The sequence below is a fragment of the Mannheimia cairinae genome, assembly GCF_028649535.1.
Taxonomy (GTDB): domain Bacteria; phylum Pseudomonadota; class Gammaproteobacteria; order Enterobacterales; family Pasteurellaceae; genus Mannheimia; species Mannheimia cairinae.
Genome location: NZ_JAQSJE010000009.1, coordinates 82,354 through 100,698, shown reverse-complemented (window position 1 = coordinate 100,698; position 18,345 = coordinate 82,354). Strand labels below are relative to the sequence as shown.

The window sequence follows — 18,345 nt, the reverse complement described above, 5'->3', positions numbered from 1 at the left end:
CAGATATTTTGCAAATTATTCGCCAGAAACTTTCATTCTCTCAACTAAGATAGATCCTGTTTGGATATTTGAGCGGTGTTCAATATCATCAGCTACCGCCACTAAATTTTTATACATTTCTTGCAACTGACCGGCAATAGTAATTTCTGCAACCGGATATTGAATTTCGCCATTTTCTACCCAGAATCCCGCAGCCCCACGAGAATACTCCCCTGTTACCGCATTGATTGCAGAGCCGAGCATTTCGGTAACGAGCAATCCTGTTCCCATCTCTTTTAATAATGTCTCTAAGCCACCTGTACGGTTTGGTTTCACTAACCAGTTATGAATTCCACCTGCGTGTCCTGTAGTTTGAAGCCCCATTTTGCGCCCAGAATAGCTGGTCATTAAATAGGTTTGCAGAATACCATCTTTAATAATTTCACGGTTTTGCGTTTTTACGCCTTCGCTATCAAAGTAAGATGAGGCTAATTGGCGTAATAAATGTGGACGTTCTGAAATTTCAAACCAACTTGGTAAAATCTGTTCGCCTAATTGATCTAATAAAAAGCTCGACTTACGATATAAAGCCCCGCCGCTAATTGCACCGGCCAAATGCCCGACTAAGCCTGTTGCCACATCATTATAAAAAATTACCGGCATTTCTGCGGTTTTAATTTTTTGAGGGTTTAGGCGATCAACCGCTTTAATTGCAGCTTGTCTGCCGACCCACTCCGGCGATTGTAATTTATCAAATTCACGAGAAATGGTATATTCATAATCTCTTTCGAGCTGATCTTCATAGGCGGAAATTACACTACACGAAAGTGAATAACGGCTGGAGAGATAGCTTTGGAGCATTCCGTCTGTGTTTCCATATACTCTAATACCACTATGGGAATTAAAAGTTGCCCCTTCACTATTGACAATATGCTCATCCGTATTTAACGCATAATTTTCTGCCTCAATGGCTAAATTAACCGCTTGATCAACAGAAATATCCGCTTGATGATAAAGTTCTAAATCCATTGTTTCAAATGCCATAGTCTCTTTATCTGCAAGCCCGGTACAATCATCTTCCGAGGTGTATTTCGCAATCGCTAATGCCGCCTCTACTGTTTTTTGAATGGAATCAGGTTGTAGGTCTGAAGTGGAAGCATTACCTTTACGTTTGCCTAAATAAACAGAGATCCCAAGTGATCCGTCATTATTAAATTCAATATTTTCAACTTCTTCTAAACGGCTTGAAACTGAAAGACCTGCAACTTTGGTTACCCCAACTTCCGCCTCTGCCCCTGTTTTTTTTGCAAAATTCAGGGCAAATTCGACCGCTTGTCGTAATTCTTGCTCTTGTTGTTGGAGCATTTTTTTATCTGTAATCGACATTATTTTTCCATTTTGATGATTTCAATTTGATGAAATATATTCTAACTCAATTTTCTGCTAGAATATGTTATTTTTTTAAGTGGGAAAAAGTATAAGGATAAAATATGGCTAGAAAACGTGGTAAGAATGAAATAGATTGGACAGATGAGGAAGAAGAGATCATCTGGGTAAGTAAAAGTGAAATTAAACGTGATGCCGAGCATTTAAAAAAAATCGGGGCAGAACTAATTGAATTAACACCTCAAAATTTAGAAAAAATCCCTCTTGATGAAGATTTAAAAGAGGCGATTCGCCAAGCTCAAGGCTTCAAATTAGAGGCTCGTCGTCGTCAAATTCAATTTATCGGCAAATTATTACGCAATCGTGACCCGGAGCCAATTCAAGAAGCATTAGATAAGGTGAAAAATCGCCATAATCAGCAACAAGCCCTACTTCATAAATTAGAATTAGTGCGAGATCAGCTGGTTAATATGGGCGATGCTTCTCTTAATAATTTGTTGGAGGAATACCCAAATTTAGACCGCCAACATTTACGCAATTTAATTCGTGGGGCAATCAAAGAGCGTGAGGCAAATAAGCCTGCTAAAAATTATCGTGAAATTTATCAATATTTAAAAACTGAAATTGCGGAGTGATTATTATGGAGTATTTATCCACTATCCTTAAAGCCCATATTGGCTTAGCTTACATTAGCCTAGTATTATTACTAACTCGTGGTGTGCTTTCTGCCAGAATGGTCGATTGGCGACAATACAAAATTTTGCGTATTGCACCGCACGCTGTTGATACTTTCTTGTTGCTAACAGGCTTTATTGCTGTTGGAATCTTTCTTTATTATGAATTTTTCTCTCTAGCACAATTTAGCTGGTTATTACCTAAACTAGTGTTTTTAGTGCTATACATTATTTTTGCAACCAAAGCCTTTAAAAAAGGTCAGCCATTTTCCTTAAAACATTATTTATTAAGCGTTGTAAGCTTTATGTTGATGATGTTTGTTGCCGTATTTCACTAATTCATAGGAAACATAAATGATCGGGCCTTTTGTCAATGCAGGTGCGGTAATTTTAGGTGGTGTGCTAGGGGCTTTCTTAGGCCGCCACCTTCCTGAACGGATTCGCACAACCCTACCGTTAATTTTTGGGCTATGCTGTTTTGGACTGGGAATGATGCTTACCGCTTCAGTTAAAAATATGTCAGCAGTAGTATTAGCCTTAATTATTGGTACCATTATTGGCGAACTCATCTATTTAGAAAAACTTATCGGCAAGGTGGCAGGTTCTGTTCGAGGCTTGATTGATAAGTTCTTCCCCCCTGTACATAGTCTTTCTCAAGAAGAATTCTTAGAAAAATTCATTGCGATCTTAGTGTTATTTTGCGTCAGTGGCACAGGCATTTTCGGGGCGATGAAAGAAGGAATGACAGACGATCCCTCAATCCTTTACATTAAATCTATCTTAGATTTCTTCACGGCGATGATTTTTGCTGCAACATTAGGCTATGCAGTGGCGACAATTTCTATTCCATTATTGATTATTCAATCGCTTTTAGTCTTGCTTGCAACCGTGATTATGCCTTTAACAACACCTGATATGATTGCAGATTTCTCTGCAGTTGGTGGCTTACTCCTTTTTGCAACGGGCTTTCGTATTTGTGGCATTAAAATGTTCCCGGTGGCAAATATGTTGCCAGCTCTAATTTTGGCAATGCCTATCTCTTATTTTTGGCAATGGTTGGTACTCTAATGACAAAAAAACGCATTATTGTTGGCATTAGTGGGGCAAGCGGATTCCAATATGGCTATAAAGTATTGGAATTACTTAAACCTTTTGAAAATATTGAAACCCACTTAGTGATCACTAAAGGGGCTGAACTAACTCGCTCGCTTGAAACGCATTTTGAACGTGAGGCTTTGCATTACTTAGCAGATGAAGTACATTCGATTCAAAATGTCGGGGCAAGCATTGCCAGTGGTTCATTTAAAACAGCAGGAATGATTGTTGCCCCCTGCTCTATGCGTACACTAGCCGCTATCGCCCACGGTTTTAGCGATAACTTGCTTACTCGAGCCGCCGATGTTGTTTTAAAAGAACGTCGCAAGCTGGTGTTAATGGTAAGAGAAGCACCGCTAAACCTTGCTCATATCGATAATATGCGAAAAGTTACCGAAATGGGCGGAATTATCTTCCCACCCATTCCAGCCTTTTACCAGCAACCAAAGAGTTTAGATGAAATGGTAACCCACAGTGTTAGCCACGCACTTTCGCTATTAGATATCGAAATTCCTAATATTCCACACTGGGGGGAGTAAATGCCCCATATTCCCAACCATATTATTGAATTTATTCAATCTAATCACGTGGTCAGTTTTGCCGCCCATACCTCAAATAACTTTTGGGCGGCAAGTTGTTTTTATGCTTTTGATGCAGAAAATGCTCGTTTAATTATCTTAACAAGTAAAAAAACAAAGCACGCACAGTTAATGTTAGAAAACCCACACATTGTCGGCACAATTTGCGGGCAAATTGAAGAGATTAAAGATATTGAAGGAATCCAATTTTCTGCCACTGCCAACTGCTTAACAGAACAAGATGCTCAACAAGCATTGCAAATTTATTACCAAAAACACCCGCTTTCACGCTTAAAACCAAGCGATGTTTGGGAATTTTCATTTCAAACCATAAAGCACACTAGCAACAAAATTATCTTTGCCCAAAAAAGCATTTGGGCAAAATAAACTATTTTTATCTGTGCTTTATTTTATTTGTGAGCCTTTTAATAATTTTCGCATCCAAGTTCGATTCGGGCTTAAATTATGCCAAATATCTTCACTTATCGGCACTGGTTCATTGGCAATTAGGCTGGCTAACAGTTCCCCTAATAATGGGGCGGTGGTTAAGCCTCGAGATGCCAAACCGTTTACCAAATATAAATTTGCAAAAATTTGTGCATTTTCAACCGCTTGTTTGCGTCTAAGTTGATTATACAAATTAGCATATTGTATTTTTTGAGCTTCGAAATTATGCACTGCTCCAACCATTGGCACACGATCTCGAAGAGCCGCACGAATTCCCACTTTTGCTAAGTTTTCAGAATAATCAATAGATTGCGTCCAATCACAAGCGGTCATATTTTGCTGTAATTTTGCAATATTTTCCTGATGCTCCGCTAAACTAAAATGTGTTTCGGCATTATCTCGAATATGGCTTGCCCCAATACAATGGGTGCCGTTTTTAGAAATTGGTGTTAAATAGCCGTCATAGCAAAGCACGCATTTGAATTTTTGTAATGACTCTGTTGTTGGAATTTGGCTGACTTCCCCCCGAACAGGGTAAAGCGGAATTCCGTTGGCTTGGCTAAAGTCATTTAAGGTATGCCCATTTGCCAATACCACCGTTTGGTGTTTAAAGGTTTTTTCCTCAGTTTGCCATTGCCAGTTGCCCTCAACAAACTCAAGATTTTCCACCTTATGATTTAACACAATATTCAGCCCTTTGCTTTGTAAATAGGCAAAACCATTTCTAACAAACTGCACCGGAGAAAGCCAGCCACCTTGCGGAATAAAGGCTCCTCCATTTGGCACAGGTAAGCCTAATTTTTCACTTAACTCTGTAGCGGAAGATAATTTGAACAAAGTTTCATCGTCGGTCTGTTCAGCGATTTTAAACAGCTTCTTTTCCGTTTTTTCATTATAGGCATAAAGCACCACACCGCTTAGATTATGCTCAAATTCTACCTCTTGTTTTAATTGAGCTAGACGTTGTAAGGCATAATCAAAACAGTGGATATAAAACCGTACATTACGCTCATCATCATCGCTTAATTGCGGATAAATCGCCCCTTGTAGATTGCCCGAAGCATTCATCGCCGGCATTTCATCTTTACAATAAAGGGTTACTTTTTTGCCTTTTTCCAATAACGATAAAGCTAAAAAGAGGCTCGCTACCCCACCGCCGATAATCGCAATATCGTTCTGTTCCGTTTCATTTTTGGCGTAAAAATACGGAAAACGAGGCGATTGCAGTTCACTGTTGAGCGGTTTCTCGCCCCATAGCATTTCTCGCTTTTTGCCAAACCCTTTACGTTTATACACCTCAAAACCTGCCGATTGTAACCCTCGGCGAACGTTGCTTGAGGCGGTAAAGGTCGCAAAAGTGCCACCATTTTTGGTTAAACGGAACATTTGTTGATATAAATGCTCATTCCACATTTCAGGGTTTTTATCGGGAGAAAAACCGTCTAAAAACCAAGCATCAATGGTGCTAGTGTAAAGATCGCCTAATTGCGGTAAATTTTCCGCTATTTCCCCAAACCAAATATCTAAATAGATATTATCAAAGTGGTAACGCTGGCAACCTGTTTGTCGAGGTTGCCAACAAGCGGTTAAATTTTCCGAAAATTTTGCAAATTGCGGGTAATTGCGGTGAACTTCCGCTAATTGTGCTGAAGTCAGCGGAAATTTCTCAAAGGAGATAAAATACAAACGCTCAACCTTACTATTCGGGAATTCCGTACGAAATTGTCGGAATTTTTCCGCAACGGTAAGAAAATTTAAGCCTGTGCCAAAACCGGTTTCCGCAATAATAAAGGCTGGAGATTGATGTGTTTGCCATTTCTGCCAAAGCTGATTTCCTTCTTGGAAAACATATTGGCTTTCCGCCAGCCCATCTTGGGTGGAAAAATAGATATCATCGAATTGGTCGGAAACGGGTGTATTAGCCGAATTAAAAGAGAGTGAGGCAAAAGTGAGTTTAGACATTGTAGAACCCTAAAAACAAAACACGGAAAATCAACGATTTCCCGTGCTTTAAGTAATAACTAAATATTAGAAAATATTGTAAGCAAAAAGTACGATCATACCTAATGAACCCACAACTGCTAACATTGAATAGCCAAAAGTACCCATAGTGTTATCCTCATTTTTGTTATTAAATATTGTTTAAAACATTTTCATTCTAGCATAAATTTGCTTTGAAAAACTAGGCTTGGCGAATTTGTGTAAAACAAGCGGTTAATTTTGCTAAATCTTTTACACCTTTGCTACTTTCCACACCGGAATTTAGATCTAACCCTAAACAACCTTGTGCTAAAGCCGTTTCAATATTCTCAGCCGAAATTCCGCCAGCTAATAACGCTTTTTGTTTTAACGTTTCGGGAATCAGCGACCAATCAAAAGCCTTACCTGTTCCACCTTGTTGTGAACCGACTTTGCTATCCAACACATAGCGAGCAATATTTGCATTATCGTTAAACTCAAACTGCGTTGCTTCAACATCAACCGATAACGCTTTCCAAATTTGCGTTTTATCGCCTAATTTTGCTGAAAGTTCTGCAATATATGCTTCATCTTCCGCACCGTGTAATTGCACCGCAAAAAGCTCTAACTGTTTTGCAATTTTCTCCACAAATTCAACCGCTTGATTTTGGAAAACCCCAACATATCGCAAAGGAGCATTCACAACTAATTCTTGAGCTTGACGTAATGAAAGCTGGCGAGGCGAACCTTCGGCAAAAATTAATCCGCCATATAATGCCCCTTGAGCATAAACGGCTTGCACATCTTGCACACGAGTTAAGCCACACACTTTATTTTCGCCGAAAATGACCGAACGCACCGCATTATTGAGATCAGCACTCCCCATTAAGCTACTGCCGATTAAAAAAGCGTGAGCATAAGGTTTGATTTTTTTCACTTGTAGATGATCATTGATGCCCGATTCTGAAATTAAGCAAACATCAGCTGGAATCTGTGCTTGGTATTTTTCCACCAATCGCACAATACGCTTCATATCAATGGTTAAAGTGTGTAAATCACGGTTATTTACCCCAATTACTTTCGCCCCTAACGCTAATGCTCGCTCAAATTCTTCTTCGGTGCTGGTTTCGGTTAGTACACCCATTCCCAATGAATGAGCAAGGGTTGCAAGTTCACGGTAAGTGTCATCATCCACCACCGATAACATTAACAAAATCGCATCAGCATTATAAAAACGAGCCAAATAAACCTGATAAGGCGAAATCATAAAATCTTTACATAAAATCGGCTGGCTGGTTTGGCGTTTCACTTGTTCGATATAAGCAAAATCCCCTTGGAAATATTGTTCATCGGTTAAAACGGAAATCACCGTTGCATAATTTTTATAAACCTGAGCGATGGCATCTAAATCAAATTCCGCACGAATTAAGCCTTTAGAGGGAGAGGCTTTTTTACACTCTAAAATATAAGCCGGTTCTTGATGAGTTCCTTTGGCTAGGGCTTGGTAAAAATCTCGATCGCTTTTTACAATTTTGTGTTGAAATTCGCTAAGTGGGAAATCCGCTTGTTTTTGCTCCACCCAACTCGCTTTATCTAATACGATTTTTTGTAGAATGGTCGGTTGGCTGTCTTTCACGATGTTTTGCATATAAATTCCTAGAGAGAAATAAGATTGGGTGGTAAAATCGCACCTTTATTCAGGCATAGTTTTACCTGAAAAAACAGAATTTAACAAGACGAAACTGAAATGAAAGCCACAGTTAAACAACATTTATCCGATTTAAAAATCGTAATGCACATTCATCAGCTTTGGGAAAACACTCCACCAAGCTTAGAAGCAATGGCGAACCCACAGCCTTTTTGTATGGAAACCTTAACACCAACCCAGTGGTTGCAGTGGATTTTCATTCCAAGAATGGAGGCTATTTTAGAGGCTAATGCCGATTTACCACGTAATTTTGCCATTACCCCTTATTTGGAAGAGGCACTTAAAAATGAAAGCTATTTAGTGGCGATTTCTGAGCCGTTATTAAAATTAGAAACCTTATTAAAAGATTGATGGAACTGGATATTTTATACCAAGACGATGAGCTTATTGCCATTAACAAACCAGCTGGAATGTTGGTTCATCGCTCTTGGCTGGATAAACACGAAACCGTGTTTGCGATGCAAACCTTACGAGATCAAATCGGTCAGCACGTATTCCCTATTCATCGGCTGGATCGCCCAACTTCCGGTGTGTTGCTTTTTGCATTAAATAGTGAAATGGCTCGTATAATAAGTGAGCAATTTGAACAACACCAAGTGCAAAAAAGCTATTTAGCGGTTGTACGTGGCTATCTGCAAGGAGAAGATCGTATTGATTACCCGCTTAAGGTTATCTTAGATAAAATTGCAGATAAATTTTCTCAACCGAAAGAACCACAAGAAGCAATTACCGATTATCAAGGTTTAGCCACTGTTGAAATGCCATATCCTGCAGGCAAGCATCAAACCGCTCGCTATAGTTTAGTGGCATTACAGCCTAAAACAGGGCGAAAACACCAACTTCGCCGTCATATGAAACATTTATTTCACCCGATTATGGGCGACACCAAATATGGCGATTTACATCAAAATCGAGCTTTAACGGAAAAATCTGGCGTGGATCGTTTAATGTTACATTCTCGTACATTAAGTTTTATTCACCCAATAACCTTGCAAAAAATAGAAATAATTGCACCGCTTGATGAGCAATGGCAGCAACTCTTTACATTTTTTGACTGGAACTTTACCCAATTTTATTAGACACAAAGGCAAGTTATATGGATAATTCCCTTTTATCACTTACACACGAACAACAACAAGAAGCGGTTGAAGAAATTCAAAAGCTAATGGCTCAAGGCATTAGTGCCGGCGAAGCCATTCAAATTATTGCGAATAAATTACGTGAAAAACACCAACATTCGGAGAATACTCAATGAATAAATTATATGTAGCACTTATACTCGCCCTTACCGCAAATTATAGTTTAGCGGCAGCAGAGAAAAAAGCGAATGAACCTAAACCTTTCGATGGTAAACCAACTGTTGGGCTACACGTATTTGATACTAGTACAAAAGTAGCAAAACCAATTTCTGGCAATACGCTTTCTATTAGCAAAAAGCAAAACAGATTATGCTGGAGCAGTATCAATGTGCCTTTACAAAATAAAGTAACTATTGCAGAAGCTTTCTATGCTCCAGATGTGCTAAAAATTATATCTGAAGGCTCTAAAGTAGATTCTTCTGCAGATAAAAAACAGCATACTATTGTTTCAGAAATCACTAATGTAAATACAGAAAATTTAAACCGTTGTTGGGATTTTGATAAAACCGATCCTATCGGCAAATACCAAATGGAAATCCAAATTAACGATATTATTTTCAAAGGGTTAGAATTTGAAATTGTGAAATAACAATAACTTAATATGGATAAAGCCACAGAATATACTGTGGCTTTATCACGTTACATTGTTCTGATATGTGCTAAATTTGAAATTAAGTAATTTTTGCTTTTAGCAAAATTTCTCGCCTCATCCCAAGAACTAAATTGCTGGCAAGTTAATCGTTCAAAACGCTCTAATACGCCCTTATTTTCATTAGCTACTCGAATAAAATCCGCCAATTTCTGCTCTAACAAATAACTATCTTCACCTTGTAATGCTTTTGCAATTTCTTGCTCAAATTTAACCGCTTGCCCGACTAAATAGCCTCGTTGAGCCTTACTTAAGCCACTTAGCCACATTCCGTCAGCCTTTGGCATTGCCTCAACTAATGTAAATAAATCGGCTAAACTGCCCTGTTTGATTTCAAATTCCAATTCACAAATCGGTTCTTCGCCATAGGCATTTTTAATTAGCCCTTGATCTAAGGCGACTTCAATCTCTGCATTATCAACTTTTATTAACCACGTTTGGCGAGTGAAATTGGTGCTAAAGGTAGGTTGCAAATGTTGGGCAATCTCTTCGGCATTTTCAAATGGCAAATTATATTTTGCTACTAATGCCATAAAATCGGGTTGGTTATTAGGTAGCTCTAAATTATATTCTGGGCGAATATGCAATCCTCCCACAATTTCGCCTTTTGTTTTAAGGGTGATTTCAAACTGATTATTCTGGCTTCGCACTCGTAGCCCCATTTTTTGCTGGGCAAACAATTGCTCCGGTGTGTCGTAATAGGCATTGCCTAGCACATTGGTTTTATGGGCTAACAGGGTAAAATCCTTTATATTATTCAGCCAATTTTCCACCAGGGGGATATTTTGCTGATCGAGCATAATTTTGAGTTCTATTTCCGCCTGTTGTTTGTTTTCCATTTCACACCACCTCGCAACGTTGTATAATCAAGCGGTTATTTTACCAATAAATTTTGCAAAATGTTTTCAAAAATTCAGCACAAACTCAATAACTTTGTTCAACGTGGGTTAGATAATCATTTACGCCTTGCGGTTACAGGATTAAGCCGTAGTGGCAAAACCGCGTTTATTACCAGCCTTGTGGATCAGCTTTTGCATATTAGCAAAGAAGGAAATCCGCATTTAAACCTTTTTGCCCCTGCTCGAAACGGGCAAATTCTTTCCGTCAAACGAGTGGAACAAGGCGATTTAACCATACCTCGTTTTGAATATGATAAAAATCGTCAATGTTTGGAACAACAGCCTCCTCGCTGGCCGGATTCCACCACTGGTATTAGTGAAATCCGCCTGGCGATTCGCTACCAACGTCAGCATTCGTTACTTCGTCATTTGAAAGAAACCGGTACACTCTATTTAGATATTTTCGACTACCCCGGCGAATGGTTGTTAGATTTGCCCCTGCTTTCGCTTTCCTTTAAAGAGTGGTCAAAAACCCAGCAAGAGGTGCATAGAGATGAACGAGCGGAATTAGCCCAACGCTGGTTACAAGCGGTTAAAAAAATCGATCTTTTTGCAAAAACAGATGAAAATCTATTGGCTGAATTAAGCGAACAATACACCGCTTACTTACAAGAATGTAAAGCTAGAGGAATGCAATATATCCAGCCTGGTCGCTTTGTATTGCCTACAGAAAATGCCAAAGGTGCTCCTGTTTTCCAATTCTTTCCATTGATTGATGTGAGTGATGTCGAGTGGGAACGCTTAGAAAAAAGCGATAAAAACAGCACTTTTCACACCCTTAAAAAACGCTATCAGCACTATCAGCAAAAAATTGTGAAACCATTTTATGAAGACTATTTTTCACAGTTCGACCGCCAAGTGATCCTTTCAGACTGCCTAACACCGTTAAATTACGGCCATAATGAATTTATGGAAATGAAACTTGGCTTGCAACAATTATTCAAGCATTTCCATTATGGTAATCGCTCGCTATTCCACCGTCTGTTTTCATCGAATATTGATAAGTTACTCTTTATTGCCACCAAAGCAGATCATATCAGTAGCGATCAACTCCCTAACTTAGAAAGTCTTATGCGACAACTGGTGCAAGAAGGCGGTCGCCACGCTGAATTTGAGGGGATTGAAACGGGTTATCTTGCCATTTCTGCAATAAAAGCAACTGATTCCGTAACCGTTACTCAAGAGGGTAAAACAATAAAAGCCATTCGTGGTGTTCGTTCAAGCGACAAAAAACAGGTTACGCTCTACCCTGGTTCTGTACCAAATCGCCTGCCGGATAAAAATTACTGGCAATTTAACCGTTTTGAATTCGACCAATTTGAGCCAAAACCGCTTGAATATGACCAAGCAATTCCTCATTTACGAATGGATTCGGTGCTACAATTTTTGTTAGCCGATATGTTTGAGTAAGCAAGCGGTCGTTTTTAACGATAATTTTGCAAAAATATCCAGAAATTTAACCGCTTGCAAGGATTTCAACGCTTTCATTGTTCACTGTTTAGCGAGTTTAAGGTAGAATTTAGCGAATATTTATTACATTTTTAAAAATTATGGCAAAAAAACCAAAAGTCGCATCTAATACGATTGCGTTAAATAAACGTGCCCGCCACGAATATTTTATTGAAGATGAAATTGAAGCCGGTCTTGAGCTACAAGGCTGGGAAGTAAAAGCCCTACGTGCAGGTAAAGCGAATATTAGCGATAGCTATGTGATTTTCCGCAACGGCGAAGCTTTTTTATTCGGGGCGATGATTACCCCGCTAAATATGGCTTCTACGCATATTGTGTCCGACCCTACTCGCACTCGTAAACTTTTGTTAAATAAGCGAGAATTAGATTCGCTATTCGGCAAAGTGAACCGTGAAGGCTTTACCATTGTCGCCACCGCAATGTATTGGAAAAATGCGTGGGCAAAAGTAAAAATCGGCTTAGCCAAAGGTAAAAAACTGCACGACAAACGTGAAGATATTAAAGACCGTGAGTGGCAAGTTGCGAAAAGCCGTATTATGAAAAATGCAAATCGTGGCTAACTTTCCCTCTCCCCTTGTGGGAGAGGGAAAGATTTTTCTTCGTTCAGAAGAAAAATCAGGGAGAGGGGTAGTGAAAATCCGATAAAATTCTATTTCCCTCTCTCTGAAAAATATTTCTGAACGAAATATTTTTCGGTCTCTCTCCCATACAGGGAGAGAGCTATGAAAACAAATTCTCTAAATTTAAGGAATATAAAATGATCGACCAAAACCTTCTGCGTACAAACTTAGATGAAATCGCCAACGCATTAAAACTAAAACGTAACTTTATTTTAGATGTTGAGCGTGTAAAGGCATTAGAAGAACAACGTAAAACATTACAAGTAAAAACCGAAACATTACAAGCAGAGCGTAATGCTCGCTCAAAAAACATTGGGGCGGCGAAAGCTCGTGGCGAAGATATTTCTGTTTTATTGGCAGAAGTGGATTCAATGGGCAACGAATTAGATACTGCAAAAGTTGAGTTAGATAAAGTACAAAGCGAAATTCGTGAATTATTGTTATCTGTGCCAAACTTACCTGCAGAAGAAGTTCCTCTTGGTAAAGACGATAGCGAAAACTTAGAAGTTTCTCGTTGGGGTGAACCTCGTCAATTTGATTTTGAAGTAAAAGACCACGTGGCATTAGGCGAAAATTTAGGTGGTTTAGATTTTGCAGCCGGTGTGAAATTAACTGCAAGCCGTTTTGTGGTAATGAAAGGCAAACTTGCTCGCCTACACCGTGCGTTATCGCAATTTATGTTAGATCTACACACCGAACAACACGGCTATGTTGAAACTAACGTGCCATTTTTAGTTAATCACGATTCATTATTCGGCACAGGGCAATTACCGAAATTCGGCGAAGATTTATTCCATACCCAACCATTAACAGGGCAAGATCCGAACGAAGTCCAACGCTCATACAGCTTAATTCCAACCGCTGAAGTGCCGGTAACAAACTTAGTGCGTGATGAAATTATCGATGAAGAAAGCTTACCGTTGCGTTACACGGCTCACACTCCGTGTTTCCGTTCTGAGGCTGGTTCTTACGGGCGTGATACTCGTGGTTTAATCCGTATGCACCAATTTGAAAAAGTGGAAATGGTGCAAATTGTCGCTCCTGAAAAATCAATGGAAGCTTTAGAAGAATTAACAGGACACGCTGAAAAAGTATTACAACTTTTAGGTTTACCATACCGCAAAGTTTTACTATGCACTGGCGATATGGGCTTCGGTTCAGCAAAAACTTACGATTTGGAAGTATGGCTACCAGCTCAAAATACCTACCGTGAAATCTCATCTTGCTCAAATATGTGGGATTTCCAAGCTCGCCGTATGGCAGCCCGTTGCAAAGCCAAAGGCGATAAGAAAACTCGCTTAGTTCATACCTTAAACGGCTCAGGCTTAGCAGTTGGGCGTACTCTCGTTGCCGTGCTTGAAAATTACCAAAATGCTGATGGCTCTATTACTATCCCTGAAGTATTAAGACCGTATATGGGTGGATTAGAGGTTATTTCTGCTTAAAACCAAATTATATTTCTGATAAAAATAAACCGAGCAAATTAGGCTCGGTTTTCTTTTTACTCATCACGCTTTATTTGAATTGTCTCCGATAGCGTCAGCGTCCACGCTGGTGCTAGATTAGTTTTAGTACAAGCGGTTAATTTTTCTCAAATTTTTGTAAATTTTAGAAGTAAATAGACCGCTTGTTCTGGCACGAATAAGAATACTCACACTATCGGAAAATAACAAATTATTTAGCTAAGCAATAAAACTCCTTGTATTTCATTGTAGTTCACATTAGAATATTTGCATTTCAATGAAATACAGGAGTGAATAAAATGGCCACTATTAATGATGCTTTTAGTTTTAGAACAAATGCCGAAGTTAAAAATAACGCTTTTGATGTAATTAAAAGTTATGGTATGACTCCGTCTCAAGTGTTTAATATGTTTCTTACTGAAATTGCTAATACAAAAACAATCCCGCTAAGTTTGAATTATCAGCCTAATCTTGAAACACAACTTGCAATGAAAGAAGCTATGTCTGGCAAAAATGAAGTTTATTCTTCATTGGAAGATTTCCATAAAGCAATGTCAGAGGAGTAAAAATGCTACATATTTCTCCAACAAATGCTTATAAAAGGGACTTTAAAAAGATTGCTACAGAATTGGTGGGGAGTACGGAATATGTGGAAGTAATGTATTGCCTAATACATCAATTACCTTTAGTAGAGAAATATAAAGATCATCCATTACAAGGTCAATGGCAAGGATTTCGAGATTGCCATATTAAACCCGATCTTGTCTTAATTTATAAAATTGAAGATAACTTGCTCCACTTAGTTCGTTTAGGTTCTCACTCTGAATTATTTGGATAATTATTATAAAATATAACCACTTGAAATTTAAAATTCCCTAATATACATTTGTGAAATAGAGCTTCGTGAATTAGGAGAAATACAATGTTTAAAGACGTTAATGAGTTTTTTGGTATTTTGGGAGATGTCATTAAATTCGTACTAAAGTTAATTCTCTTTTTCCTACTTAGTGGAGCACCAATTTTACTCTCTCAATATCTTGCAACAGTATTTGATATTAGCCACTATATTATAGTTGCAATGATATGTGGCATCATTATTCTATTCTGCAGCTATTGGATTTATAAAATATGGAAAATGCCGAATTTAACTCGCTCTCAAAAGTGGGCGTTAATGAATGGGAGAGATCTACCGCCAGCAAAAGTGCCGATAAAGTCAAAATACGACATCTATAAAGCTCTTTTTGATGAGGAGGAGGGAAATCAAAAAAGCTGAAATATGCTATAAAGTTCCCCTCTCCAATGACAAAAACGTCCTCATTCATACCCAAAAAAAGCGGTCTATTTTTCACAACATATTGTAGAGTTCTGAAGAAAATAGACCGCTTGTACCTTCTATTTATTAGAGCTCAGCCTAAATCCCCACTTGACGATAACCTCGGTTAAAGTACACCAATCCTTCACTTTGCAAATACGGCTGGGGCTGTTTAATTGCCACTACTCGGCAAATAAAAATACCGTGCGTTCCTACCCTCTGGATCTGTTCGATTTCACAATCAAAACTGACCAATGCATCGTCTAAAATCGGTGAACTCGTTATTAAACTATGCCAAGTTGCTTTTTCAAAACGTTGCTCAGAAGTGAGTTTTGAGGCAAAAGTTTGAGAAAGATCTTGATGATGGCCTGCCAATACATTCACCGCCAAGACTCTGTTTTGCTCAAAAAATTGGTAAGTGTAAGTTGCCGTATTCATACACACCAGCAGAGTTGCTGGTGTGTCTGTAACGCTACAAACTGCTGAGGCAGTAAATCCGTGTTGCCCTGCCACGCCGTTAGTCGTTACAACATTCACGGCGGAGCTGAGCAAAGACATTGCGTTTCTAAAATCAGTGATATCAACCATTACCGATTTACACCTTATTTCGCTGAAAGAATTTCTTGGCGAACAATTTCCGTCCCTGCACTCAAGGCTTGTAATTTGCCACGCGCCACTTCGCGGGATAACGGTGTCATACCACAGTTAGTGCAAGGATAAAGCTTATCCGCATCAACAAATTGTAAGGCTTTGCGTAAAGTGTTAGCCACTTGCTCAGGCGTTTCAATTTCATTGGTTGCCACATCAATCGCTCCAACCATCACTTTTTTGCCACGAATGAGTTCGATTAAATCCATCGGCACGTGAGAGTTTTGGCATTCTAGTGAAACAATATCAATTTTAGACTTTTGCAATTTAGGGAAACTTTCTTCGTATTGACGCCATTCAGAACCCAGTGTTTTTTTCCAATCTGTATTGGCTTTAATACCGTAGCCATAGCAAATATGTACTGCTGTCTCGCATTTTAAGCCTTCAATGGCACGCTCCAATGCGGCAACGCCCCAATCATTCACTTCATCAAAAAAGACATTAAATGCCGGTTCGTCAAATTGGATAATATTCACACCAGCAGCCTCAAGCTCTTTTGCCTCTTGGTTAAGAATGGTTGCAAATTCCCAAGCTAATTTTTCACGGCTTTTGTAATGACCGTCATAGAGTGTGTCGATCATCGTCATCGGCCCTGGCAATGCCCATTTAATCGGGCGGTCGGTATGCGCACGCAAAAATTTAGCATCTTCTACAAACACTGGTTTACGGCGAGAAACCGCTCCAACCACACTTGGCACACTGGCATCATAGCGGTTACGAATACGCACAATTTCACGCTTGGTAAAATCCACTCCTTCTAAATGTTCGATAAAGGTCGTTACAAAATGCTGACGAGTTTGTTCGCCGTCGCTGACAATATCAATCCCTGCTTGAATTTGTTCTTGTAATGAAATCAGCAAGGCATCACGTTTTGCTTGAAATAAATCATCGCCTGTTAATTTCCATTCTGACCATAATTTTTCAGGCTCTGCAATCCAAGATGGTTTCGGCAAACTGCCTGCCGTTGAGGTTGGTAATAATTTCTTCATAAAATTCTCTTTTAAATTCCTTGATAAATTAAAGCACTTCAGTCTCTGCCCAATCAGCTAATAATTGGCGATAGGGTTTAATAAAGTTTTCGTTAGTAAATTCGCCTTGTTTAATTGCTAATTGCGTGCGTTCTTCACGGTCATATTCAATTTTGGTTAATGAATAATCTTGATAGGTTAAACTTGGCTGATAAACCTGCCCTGCCACCGAATTTGCATTGTAAATTTCAGGACGATAGATTTTTTGGAATGTTTCCATAGTACTGATTAAGCTGATTAACTCTAAGTTAGAGTAATCATTCAGTAAATCGCCTTGGTAGTAAAACGCATAAGGTGCAACAGATTTTGCCGGCATAAAGTAGCGGACTTTAAAGCCCATTTTGGCAAAATAATCATCTGTTAAAGAGTAGGCATTTTGCGTATATTCCTGACCTAAAATCGGGTGATGATTATTGGTTTGGGTGTAAGTGCGAGTGCTTGCCACGCTCAAGCAAAATACCGGAGCTTTCGCCGAAACTTGCTGATAAGCCTCTGAATCAAGCAATAATTTGAATAATTTACCGTGCAATTCGCCATAATTTGCAGGAGCACTGAATTTCTCTTGGTTTTTATTATGCTCTAACAATAAAACACTAAAATCATAATCACGCACATAAGATGAAAAGCTATTTCCTACAATTCCGTCAATACGCTGATTGGTATGTTTATCTATAATATAAGTTTTTAACATTTCAATCGCAGGAAAATGTTCTGCTTGACCTTCAATGACAATATCCGCAGATACAATTTCAACTTCAACCTCATAACGATCATTTGCCGGGTTATCCCAATAAGCAAGATCATTAAAACGGTTGTTAATCATACGCAAAGTATTTTGTAAATTGGTTTTACGTTGTTCGCCACGTGCTAAATTAGCGAAATTAGTCGTTAAACGGGTGCTTTCCGCAGGTGTATAATTTTCATCAAATTTAAGCGTTTTAACGGTATAGTGAAATGGATTGCTCATAATTTATTGCCTCTATATAAATTTCATCGTAAATCAATGAGCATAATCTACCTTATATTAGGTATGAATAAAAATGAAATGATTTTTAAATCAAGATGAAAATAATTCAACTTAACTAGCGACTAAGCATTTAAAAGAATGGCTTGTATTGGTATTTTAAATCACTTACTAAAACACCCACAAAAATTTGATGATGATAGATTAGGCAGTCATTATAAGTTAATGATAACTTATTGAAATAAATAGAAATTGATAAATATTTAAGTTATTTGAAATGATTTAAATAAAGTAATGGAGGCGTGTCCCGAAAGCAATTTCAATTAT

General features: G+C 38.6%; 22 protein-coding genes. 15 read left to right on the top strand and 7 right to left on the bottom strand.

Annotation, left to right across the window (positions count from 1 at the left end; genetic code table 11):
- Positions 1-15: 15 nt before the first annotated feature.
- Positions 16-1,365: a metalloprotease PmbA gene (gene pmbA / locus PTQ27_RS09545; protein WP_273748910.1), complete on the bottom strand. Its 1,350-nt coding sequence runs from the start codon at positions 1,363-1,365 to the stop codon at positions 16-18.
- Between the two features lie 104 nt (positions 1,366-1,469).
- Here pmbA and yjgA point away from each other — a divergent pair, with 104 nt between their 5' ends.
- From yjgA to PTQ27_RS09520, 5 genes are read left to right on the top strand one after another with little or no spacing between them, the layout of a single operon-like run.
- A complete protein-coding gene (gene yjgA, locus PTQ27_RS09540; protein ID WP_273748911.1) occupies positions 1,470-2,000 on the top strand; it encodes a ribosome biogenesis factor YjgA in 531 nt (176 codons plus the stop codon).
- A 5-nt stretch (positions 2,001-2,005) separates the two neighbouring features.
- Positions 2,006-2,377: a SirB2 family protein gene (locus tag PTQ27_RS09535; RefSeq protein ID WP_273748912.1), complete on the top strand. Its 372-nt coding sequence runs from the start codon at positions 2,006-2,008 to the stop codon at positions 2,375-2,377.
- Between the two features lie 16 nt (positions 2,378-2,393).
- Positions 2,394-3,107, top strand: coding sequence for a DUF554 domain-containing protein (locus PTQ27_RS09530; protein WP_273748913.1), 714 nt, complete (start codon positions 2,394-2,396; stop codon positions 3,105-3,107).
- The gene (locus PTQ27_RS09525) at positions 3,107-3,673 is read left to right on the top strand and encodes a UbiX family flavin prenyltransferase (protein WP_273748914.1); all 567 of its coding nucleotides are present in this window, start codon (positions 3,107-3,109) and stop codon (positions 3,671-3,673) included. The genes PTQ27_RS09530 and PTQ27_RS09525 overlap by 1 nt, the downstream gene beginning before the upstream one ends.
- Complete coding sequence (locus PTQ27_RS09520) at positions 3,674-4,099, top strand: PNPOx family protein (protein WP_273748915.1); 426 nt, start codon at positions 3,674-3,676, stop codon at positions 4,097-4,099.
- Positions 4,100-4,117: 18 nt separating this feature from the next.
- Here the strand turns inward: PTQ27_RS09520 and mnmC are convergent, their stop codons facing one another.
- Together mnmC and trpCF are read right to left on the bottom strand one after the other, a co-directional pair.
- On the bottom strand, positions 4,118-6,121 hold the full coding sequence (mnmC, locus tag PTQ27_RS09515) for a bifunctional tRNA (5-methylaminomethyl-2-thiouridine)(34)-methyltransferase MnmC2/FAD-dependent 5-carboxymethylaminomethyl-2-thiouridine(34) oxidoreductase MnmC1 (RefSeq protein ID WP_273748916.1): 2,004 nt from the start codon (positions 6,119-6,121) through the stop codon (positions 4,118-4,120).
- 220 nt (positions 6,122-6,341) lie between these two features.
- Complete coding sequence (gene trpCF / locus PTQ27_RS09510) at positions 6,342-7,766, bottom strand: bifunctional indole-3-glycerol-phosphate synthase TrpC/phosphoribosylanthranilate isomerase TrpF (protein WP_273748917.1); 1,425 nt, start codon at positions 7,764-7,766, stop codon at positions 6,342-6,344.
- Positions 7,767-7,865: 99 nt separating this feature from the next.
- On the opposite strand from trpCF, the gene PTQ27_RS09505 reads away from it, so the two are divergent.
- Genes PTQ27_RS09505 through PTQ27_RS09490 form a run of 4 tightly spaced genes read left to right on the top strand, consistent with a single transcriptional unit; the run spans position 7,866 to position 9,554 of the window.
- Positions 7,866-8,177, top strand: a complete 312-nt coding sequence (locus tag PTQ27_RS09505; RefSeq protein WP_273748918.1) for a YqcC family protein — start codon at positions 7,866-7,868, stop codon at positions 8,175-8,177.
- Complete coding sequence (gene truC / locus PTQ27_RS09500) at positions 8,177-8,905, top strand: tRNA pseudouridine(65) synthase TruC (RefSeq protein ID WP_273748919.1); 729 nt, start codon at positions 8,177-8,179, stop codon at positions 8,903-8,905. Before PTQ27_RS09505 ends, truC begins: the two co-directional genes overlap by 1 nt.
- Positions 8,906-8,922: 17 nt before the next feature.
- Complete coding sequence (locus tag PTQ27_RS09495) at positions 8,923-9,081, top strand: YoaH family protein (RefSeq protein WP_273748920.1); 159 nt, start codon at positions 8,923-8,925, stop codon at positions 9,079-9,081.
- The gene (locus tag PTQ27_RS09490; RefSeq protein WP_273748921.1) at positions 9,078-9,554 is read left to right on the top strand and encodes a PM0630 family protein; all 477 of its coding nucleotides are present in this window, start codon (positions 9,078-9,080) and stop codon (positions 9,552-9,554) included. The genes PTQ27_RS09495 and PTQ27_RS09490 overlap by 4 nt, the downstream gene beginning before the upstream one ends.
- 50 nt (positions 9,555-9,604) lie before the next feature.
- Here PTQ27_RS09490 and PTQ27_RS09485 read toward each other — a convergent pair whose 3' ends face one another.
- On the bottom strand, positions 9,605-10,453 hold the full coding sequence (locus PTQ27_RS09485) for a CYTH domain-containing protein (RefSeq protein WP_273748922.1): 849 nt from the start codon (positions 10,451-10,453) through the stop codon (positions 9,605-9,607).
- Between the two features lie 60 nt (positions 10,454-10,513).
- Between PTQ27_RS09485 and PTQ27_RS09480 the strand changes: the two genes are divergently transcribed.
- From PTQ27_RS09480 to PTQ27_RS09455, 6 genes are all read left to right on the top strand, one after another.
- A complete protein-coding gene (locus PTQ27_RS09480; RefSeq protein WP_273748923.1) occupies positions 10,514-11,923 on the top strand; it encodes a YcjX family GTP-binding protein in 1,410 nt (469 codons plus the stop codon).
- 140 nt (positions 11,924-12,063) lie between these two features.
- A complete protein-coding gene (smpB, locus tag PTQ27_RS09475) occupies positions 12,064-12,543 on the top strand; it encodes an SsrA-binding protein SmpB (RefSeq protein ID WP_273748924.1) in 480 nt (159 codons plus the stop codon).
- Between the two features lie 197 nt (positions 12,544-12,740).
- Entirely contained in the window at positions 12,741-14,048 is a 1,308-nt protein-coding gene (gene serS, locus PTQ27_RS09470; protein ID WP_273748925.1) for a serine--tRNA ligase, read from the top strand.
- Positions 14,049-14,365: 317 nt separating this feature from the next.
- On the top strand, positions 14,366-14,632 hold the full coding sequence (locus PTQ27_RS09465; protein WP_273748927.1) for a type II toxin-antitoxin system RelB/DinJ family antitoxin: 267 nt from the start codon (positions 14,366-14,368) through the stop codon (positions 14,630-14,632).
- Between the two features lie 2 nt (positions 14,633-14,634).
- Complete coding sequence (locus tag PTQ27_RS09460; protein WP_273748928.1) at positions 14,635-14,904, top strand: type II toxin-antitoxin system RelE/ParE family toxin; 270 nt, start codon at positions 14,635-14,637, stop codon at positions 14,902-14,904.
- Positions 14,905-14,988: 84 nt separating this feature from the next.
- Positions 14,989-15,339: a hypothetical protein gene (locus PTQ27_RS09455; protein WP_273748929.1), complete on the top strand. Its 351-nt coding sequence runs from the start codon at positions 14,989-14,991 to the stop codon at positions 15,337-15,339.
- 138 nt (positions 15,340-15,477) lie between these two features.
- Here PTQ27_RS09455 and PTQ27_RS09450 read toward each other — a convergent pair whose 3' ends face one another.
- The 3 genes from PTQ27_RS09450 to PTQ27_RS09440 are packed head-to-tail and all read right to left on the bottom strand — an operon-like array spanning position 15,478 to position 18,021.
- Positions 15,478-15,966: a flavin reductase family protein gene (locus PTQ27_RS09450; RefSeq protein ID WP_273748930.1), complete on the bottom strand. Its 489-nt coding sequence runs from the start codon at positions 15,964-15,966 to the stop codon at positions 15,478-15,480.
- Between the two features lie 14 nt (positions 15,967-15,980).
- Entirely contained in the window at positions 15,981-17,015 is a 1,035-nt protein-coding gene (locus PTQ27_RS09445) for a methionine synthase (RefSeq protein ID WP_273748931.1), read from the bottom strand.
- Between the two features lie 28 nt (positions 17,016-17,043).
- Positions 17,044-18,021: a putative oxygenase MesX gene (locus tag PTQ27_RS09440; RefSeq protein ID WP_273748932.1), complete on the bottom strand. Its 978-nt coding sequence runs from the start codon at positions 18,019-18,021 to the stop codon at positions 17,044-17,046.
- Between the last annotated feature and the right edge of the window lie 324 nt (positions 18,022-18,345).

Bases quoted from the DNA above. Each gene is read 5' to 3' on its own strand.
- PTQ27_RS09485 (WP_273748922.1), bottom strand. From the start codon at position 10,453: ATGGAAAACAAACAACAGGCGGAAATAGAACTCAAAATTATGCTCGAT.
- PTQ27_RS09450 (WP_273748930.1), bottom strand. From the start codon at position 15,966: ATGGTTGATATCACTGATTTTAGAAACGCAATGTCTTTGCTCAGCTCC.
- PTQ27_RS09490 (WP_273748921.1), top strand. From the start codon at position 9,078: ATGAATAAATTATATGTAGCACTTATACTCGCCCTTACCGCAAATTAT.
- PTQ27_RS09480 (WP_273748923.1), top strand. From the start codon at position 10,514: ATGTTTTCAAAAATTCAGCACAAACTCAATAACTTTGTTCAACGTGGG.
- PTQ27_RS09445 (WP_273748931.1), bottom strand. From the start codon at position 17,015: ATGAAGAAATTATTACCAACCTCAACGGCAGGCAGTTTGCCGAAACCA.
- pmbA (WP_273748910.1), bottom strand. From the start codon at position 1,365: ATGTCGATTACAGATAAAAAAATGCTCCAACAACAAGAGCAAGAATTA.
- PTQ27_RS09530 (WP_273748913.1), top strand. From the start codon at position 2,394: ATGATCGGGCCTTTTGTCAATGCAGGTGCGGTAATTTTAGGTGGTGTG.
- PTQ27_RS09440 (WP_273748932.1), bottom strand. From the start codon at position 18,021: ATGAGCAATCCATTTCACTATACCGTTAAAACGCTTAAATTTGATGAA.
- PTQ27_RS09505 (WP_273748918.1), top strand. From the start codon at position 7,866: ATGAAAGCCACAGTTAAACAACATTTATCCGATTTAAAAATCGTAATG.
- PTQ27_RS09460 (WP_273748928.1), top strand. From the start codon at position 14,635: ATGCTACATATTTCTCCAACAAATGCTTATAAAAGGGACTTTAAAAAG.
- trpCF (WP_273748917.1), bottom strand. From the start codon at position 7,766: ATGCAAAACATCGTGAAAGACAGCCAACCGACCATTCTACAAAAAATC.
- PTQ27_RS09455 (WP_273748929.1), top strand. From the start codon at position 14,989: ATGTTTAAAGACGTTAATGAGTTTTTTGGTATTTTGGGAGATGTCATT.
- PTQ27_RS09520 (WP_273748915.1), top strand. From the start codon at position 3,674: ATGCCCCATATTCCCAACCATATTATTGAATTTATTCAATCTAATCAC.
- PTQ27_RS09495 (WP_273748920.1), top strand. From the start codon at position 8,923: ATGGATAATTCCCTTTTATCACTTACACACGAACAACAACAAGAAGCG.
- PTQ27_RS09535 (WP_273748912.1), top strand. From the start codon at position 2,006: ATGGAGTATTTATCCACTATCCTTAAAGCCCATATTGGCTTAGCTTAC.
- PTQ27_RS09465 (WP_273748927.1), top strand. From the start codon at position 14,366: ATGGCCACTATTAATGATGCTTTTAGTTTTAGAACAAATGCCGAAGTT.
- PTQ27_RS09525 (WP_273748914.1), top strand. From the start codon at position 3,107: ATGACAAAAAAACGCATTATTGTTGGCATTAGTGGGGCAAGCGGATTC.
- mnmC (WP_273748916.1), bottom strand. From the start codon at position 6,121: ATGTCTAAACTCACTTTTGCCTCACTCTCTTTTAATTCGGCTAATACA.
- truC (WP_273748919.1), top strand. From the start codon at position 8,177: ATGGAACTGGATATTTTATACCAAGACGATGAGCTTATTGCCATTAAC.
- smpB (WP_273748924.1), top strand. From the start codon at position 12,064: ATGGCAAAAAAACCAAAAGTCGCATCTAATACGATTGCGTTAAATAAA.
- yjgA (WP_273748911.1), top strand. From the start codon at position 1,470: ATGGCTAGAAAACGTGGTAAGAATGAAATAGATTGGACAGATGAGGAA.
- serS (WP_273748925.1), top strand. From the start codon at position 12,741: ATGATCGACCAAAACCTTCTGCGTACAAACTTAGATGAAATCGCCAAC.